This window comes from Streptomyces sp. NPDC059477, assembly GCF_042749375.1.
Lineage (GTDB): Bacteria > Actinomycetota > Actinomycetes > Streptomycetales > Streptomycetaceae > Streptomyces.
This window is the reverse complement of record NZ_JBHYUG010000014.1, coordinates 32,266-37,655: the sequence shown is the minus strand read 5'-3', so window position 1 is coordinate 37,655 and position 5,390 is coordinate 32,266. Positions and strand designations below refer to the sequence as shown.

General features: G+C 74.5%; 3 protein-coding genes and 1 pseudogene. 2 read left to right on the top strand and 2 right to left on the bottom strand.

The window, feature by feature from the left end:
• Positions 1–178 precede the first annotated feature (178 nt).
• Both ACFXAZ_RS10115 and ACFXAZ_RS10110 read right to left on the bottom strand, forming a co-directional pair.
• Complete coding sequence (locus tag ACFXAZ_RS10115) at positions 179–1,207, bottom strand: aspartate-semialdehyde dehydrogenase (protein ID WP_384587270.1); 1,029 nt, start codon at positions 1,205–1,207, stop codon at positions 179–181.
• A 191-nt stretch (positions 1,208–1,398) separates the two neighbouring features.
• Positions 1,399–3,561: a TerD family protein gene (locus tag ACFXAZ_RS10110; protein ID WP_384587268.1), complete on the bottom strand. Its 2,163-nt coding sequence runs from the start codon at positions 3,559–3,561 to the stop codon at positions 1,399–1,401.
• 481 nt (positions 3,562–4,042) lie between these two features.
• Here ACFXAZ_RS10110 and ACFXAZ_RS10105 point away from each other — a divergent pair.
• Positions 4,043–4,429 (top strand): annotated as a pseudogene (locus ACFXAZ_RS10105) (RNA polymerase sigma factor); the annotation flags it as partial.
• A 1-nt stretch (position 4,430) separates the two neighbouring features.
• On the top strand, positions 4,431–5,258 hold the full coding sequence (locus ACFXAZ_RS10100) for a hypothetical protein (RefSeq protein ID WP_384587266.1): 828 nt from the start codon (positions 4,431–4,433) through the stop codon (positions 5,256–5,258).
• The last annotated feature ends 132 nt before the right edge of the window (positions 5,259–5,390 follow it).

Sequence of the window (5,390 nt, the reverse complement as noted above, 5' to 3'; positions counted from 1 at the left end):
GGCCCCGGCGGGCCGGGGGGCGGGGGGGGCCCGACCCGCGGGGGCGCCCGCCCGCGGCGGGGGGCAGGGTCGGGGCCGGGGACCACACGGTGAGGGGGGTCACCGGTTGACCCGGTGACCGCCCCTGCCGTAGTGCCTGCCGTACCGTCCGCTGCCGGCGTCGCCGTGGGTGCTGCCGTCAGCCCTGCCGGGCGGCGGTCAGCTCCCGCGCCACCAGCTCCGCGATCTGCACCGCGTTCAGCGCGGCGCCCTTGCGGAGGTTGTCGTTGGAGACGAACAGCGCCAGGCCGTTCTCCACCGTCTCGTCGCGGCGGATGCGGCCGACGTACGACGGGTCCTGACCGGCCGCCTGGAGCGGGGTCGGGACCTCGGTGAGGACCACGCCCGGGGCGTCGGCCAGCAGCTCGGCCGCGCGCTCCGGGGAGATCGGGCGGGCGAAACGGGCGTTGATCTGGAGGGAGTGGCCGGAGAACACCGGGACCCGCACACAGGTGCCGGAGACCTTCAGGCCCGGGATCTCCAGGATCTTGCGGGACTCGTGGCGCAGCTTCTGCTCCTCGTCGGTCTCGTTCAGACCGTCGTCCACGATCGAGCCCGCCAGCGGCAGCACGTTGTACGCGATCGGCGCCACGTACTTGTTCGGCGCCGGGAACTCGGCCGCCGAACCGTCGTGGGCCAGCTTGGGCGCGTCGTCGCCGACCTTCTTGATCTGCTCGAACAGCTCGTCCACCCCGGCCACACCGGAACCGGAGACCGCCTGGTAGGTGGCGACGACCAGCGCCTCAAGGCCCGCCTCGGCGGCCAGCGGCTTGAGCACCGGCATCGCGGCCATGGTCGTGCAGTTCGGGTTGGCGATGATGCCCTTGGGGCGGTCCGCGACGGCGTGCGGGTTCACCTCGGACACCACCAGCGGCACCTCGGGGTCGCGCCGCCACGCCGAGGAGTTGTCGATCACCACGGCGCCCTGCGCGGCGACCTTCTCGGCCAGCGCCCGGGAGGTCGAGCCGCCCGCCGAGAACAGCACGATGTCCAGGCCCGTGTAGTCGGCCGTGGCCGCGTCCTCCACCGTCACCCCGTCGAGGACCGTCCCCGCCGAACGGGCCGAGGCGAACAGACGCAGCTCCTCGGCCGGGAACTCGCGCTCCGCGAGAATCCTGCGCATGACCGTGCCGACCTGACCGGTGGCTCCGACGATTCCGACCCTCACGACGACTCCCTTGCGTGACTGCGTGACTGCGTGACTGCGTGACTGCGTGACTGCGTGACTACGTGTGCGTGACCGAGTGTGCGTGCCCGGGGGCGACGGGGACCCGGGGCCCCTCCATCATGCGCGGGACCCCGGCCGGTGTGTCCAATCGATTGCCCGGGGACCGGACGGTTCACTCCGCCCCGCCCCGGTCAGCCCCGCAGCTCGATCGTCCACTCGCCGAGCGCCCGGACCTGGAGGATTCCTTCCGATATGCGGTACGGATCGGAAGATCCGGTGACTTTGTGCCGGGGGAACAGGTTTTCGTCCAGCTGGAAGAGATGGTGGATGCCGCTGGTGCAGACGAAGGAGATCTCCGTGTCCGGCCCGGTGTGATGTACGACTCCATAGCCGACGCCCTGGGTGCGCCGCCCGAGCGGGATCGCCGCCTTGAGCGGCTGGGGCTCCAGCCGCCACTTGGTGTGGTCGGCGGCGACGACCAGCAGGAAGCAGGTGCCGCCCGGATCCACCCAGACCGGACCCAGCGCGGGCCGCCGCCGGCCCTGGAGATCGGCGATGATCGCGGTGTTCCCGAACGGATGGTTCACGGCGTGCGCGGCCAGATACCGGTCCTTCTGGTACGAGAGCTGGCGCAGGGACATCAGCGCGGGCGGCCCCTGGTAGCGCAGCACCGAGGTGCCCTGTCCCTCGACCGGGCCGGTGAACAGCGGCGCGTCCTCCTCGGGCAGCACCTCCAGGGTCCACTCGCCCTTGTGCTTGATCCGCTGGCCGATCTCGGCCTGTCCCTTGGCGAAGGCCGTCGCCGTACCGCGGATTCCGTTGTTGCGGCCGTTCAGCCACCCGGTCTCGTCGCCGTACTCGTCGATCCTGAACATCTCCAGGTCGTAGCCGCGCTCGGCGCCGGGGAAGTCGTAGCGCAGCAGCGCCGGGCGGCCGGGCCGGGGATTGACCAGCGTGATCGTCTTCTCGCCCCGGCCCTGGTAGACGCCGGTGCTGCGGCCCTTGGCGGGATCGCGGACCGGCAGCGGGCGCGGTTCGAGCCGCCAGTCGCCGTCACCGCGTTCGACGACGAGCACATGCGGGCCGTCGGGGACCGGGAAGGTCTCCTTGAGCTTGCCGGTCTTGTTGACCAGCAGATCGTTGCGTTCGAGGTCGTCGAGGTGCTCGATCCGGTGGCCGGTGATCAGGAACCACGCGTCACGGTCGGCGCCCCCGTCGAACCGGGCCCGCACATCGCCCGAGGTGCCGGTGTGGAGCAGGACATCGGGGCCGCGCCCCTCAAGGGTCCGGGTCCCCAGCGGGCGGGCGGCGGCGAGCGGCAGGACGGAGAGGGTCCACTTGCCGCGGTACTTCACCCGCAGCCGCAGCGGCCGGTCGGCGGGCGGCTGGACCAGCGCGCGGCCGTGCAGATCACGCACGGTGGCGTTGAAGACGAGCTTGTCCTCCTTGTTGTCCCGGTCCAGGGTCTCGACGCACAGCCAGCTCTCGCCCTCGACCCGCGCCTCCACGATCACCGGCCCCGGCGGCAGCGGCACATCCACGGTGACCACGTCGTTGCCCTCGCCGCCGCGGACGAAGGGGGTGAAGTCGGGGCCGAGGGGGGAGCCGCCCGTGGGGGGCACGGCGGGCACAGCGGTCACGGTCGGCGGGGCGGGCGGTGGGCCCGAGGTCTTGGAGACGGCGGTGTTGAGGACGGGAGCGACCGGTACGGGGGCGGGGGCCGCAGGGGAGGGTGGGGCCGGTGCCAAGGGAGCCGGCGCCGCCACAGGACCCCCTTCCACCACAGACGCCATCCCCACCCCAGGCGCCGCCCCCGCCCCAGGGTCCGCCCCCGCCACCTCCACCCCGAAGTCCGTCGCCAGCCCCGCCAGCCCCGACGCGTACCCCTGTCCCACCGCCCGGAACTTCCACGCCCCGTTGCGCCGGTAGAACTCGCCCAGTACGAAGGCCGTCTCCTCGGCCGCGTCCGTCACCGCGTAGTGCGCGGCCACCGTGCCGTCGGGCGCCACCGTCTGCACATACAGCCCCGGCACCTGCCCGAAGGTCCCGCCGTCGCAGGAACCGGCGATCACCACGCGCTGTACGGCCGCTTCCACGTTCGGGAGGTCGAGTTCGAGCCACTCGGCGGACTGTCCGGCGCCCTGTCCGAGGCCCGCGTGCCGGACCGCGCCCGATGGGTGCCGGGGCTGGTTGTGGAACACCAGGTCGGCGTCGCCCCGCACCCGGCCGGCCGCGTCGAGCAGCAGGGCGGAGGCGTCCACGGTCGGCGTGCCCGGAACGTCGGCGCGACCGACCGCGACCCGCAAGGCAGCCGCGGGGACAGGAGCGTTGGCGCCTTTGGAGAGGTACGTCATGGGACACATGGTGACAGTGGAGGCGGCGTGAAGTCGACGATCGGACGCGGTGCGGGAGACGGTGGGATCACCTGACGGGAGACGGCCGGATGAAGCGGAGCGAGACGGTCCGGACCGCGCCGGAAAGTTCTCCGGGACCCGCCCGAACGTTTCCGCCCGCCCCAACGTCGTAGAGGAAACGCGGCGAGGAGAGGGGTGGCTGTGCTGCGCAGAATGGCGCGCCGCGGCCGGGGGGCGGACCGCTCGGCGGACGACCCGCTGGACGCGGCCCAGGAACGCCGGGTGCGAGCGGTGCTCGCGCTGGGCGGGGTGGGGGGGGGGGGGGGGGCCCCCCGGGGGGGGGGGGGGGCGCCGGGGGGGGGGGGGTGGGGGGGGGGGGGGGGGGGTGGGCCCCCCGGGCCCCCTGCACCGGGGGGGCGCGGGGTGCCGGGCGGGGGGGGGGGCCCCCCGGCCCCCCCGCCCGCCGGGGGACACCAGGCCCCCCCGGCGGCTGCTGGAGCGGGCGGCCGGTGGCCTGGAGGCGCCCCGGGACATCTCCGCCTGGGCGGCGGTGGTCGCCTCCAACCTCGCCATGGACTGGCATCGCGCCAAGCGCCGCCAGGAGCGCCTCGGGGAACGCCTCGCCGCGCTGCACGAACCGGTGCTCCCCTCGGCCGAGGACTCCCGTGTGCTCTCCCTCGCCGTCGCCCGGGGGCTGGACGAACTGCCCGACGCCCAGCGTCAGGTGCTGGTCCTGCGGTTCTACGCCGACCTGCCGGTACGCGGGATAGCCGAGCAACTGGGCATCCCCGAGGGCACGGTCAAGAGCAGGCTGCACACCGCGGTCCGGGCCCTGCGCGCCCGGCTGCACGAGGACGAGGTGGTGTGACGTGTCCGTCGAACCCGACGGCTACGACGGCCGGGACGGCTCCGGCGGCCGGGACGGCTACGACGGCCGGGACGGCTTCGCGGGTGCCTACGACGCCCTGGACCCGCTGCTGGCCGTGCTCATGGACGACCCGCTGCCCGCCGAGGCCCGCGCCGACGCCGCCTTCATGGCCGAGTACCGCGCGGCGAGCGCCGATGTCACCGTCCTGCGCGAGCAGTTGGGGCACATCGCGACGGCCCTGACCGAGCCGCAGCCGCAGCCGCAGCCACGACCCGCCCCCCTTCCGCTCCGCCCCCGCCGCCGCCCCTTCGCCCTCGTCCTGGGCGGGCTGGCCGCCGTCTGCGCCGCCGTCCTGCTGGCGGGGCTCGGCTGGATCGTGGTGCAGTCGGGTGCGGGGCTGGGCGCCGACGACGCCGCCGCCGGCAGCAGCAGCGACAAGGCGGCGGCCGAGGACGGGGGAAGCGTCGAGGACGGCGACGAGAACCAGGCGTCCTCGGCCCTGGGCAGCCCCGGCTATCTCGCCTGCGCCCGGCTGGTGGTCGAGGGCGAGGTCACCGCCGTACGGCCCGAACCGGGCGGCGGCGCCCTGGACCGGATCACACTGGACGTCACCCGCTACCTCAAACCGGCCCAGGGCGAGCGGCAGATCACCTTCACGATGAGCCGGGACAGTGAGCCCCGGCTGACCCAGGGCGACCACACCCTGATCGTCATCCGGACCGATGCCATCGCACCCGATCTGTGGGTGGTCGGCGAACAGGACATCGTCCCCGGGCGGGAACTGATCACCGAGACCCTCCCCAGGGCCGAGGGCCTGCCTTGCGAGTAGCCGCCCCACGCGAAGGGGGGGGGGCCCCCCCCATGGGCCCCCCCCCCCGGCCCACCGGTGACGGGGGGCCCCGGCCGGGGCCCGGGGCCGGACCGCGGGCCCCCGCCCGGCGCGGCCCGGGCCCCCCCCCCC

Excerpts from the sequence above, each read along its gene's own strand:
- ACFXAZ_RS10110 (WP_384587268.1), bottom strand. The coding sequence starts at position 3,561 with ATGACGTACCTCTCCAAAGGCGCCAACGCTCCTGTCCCCGCGGCTGCC.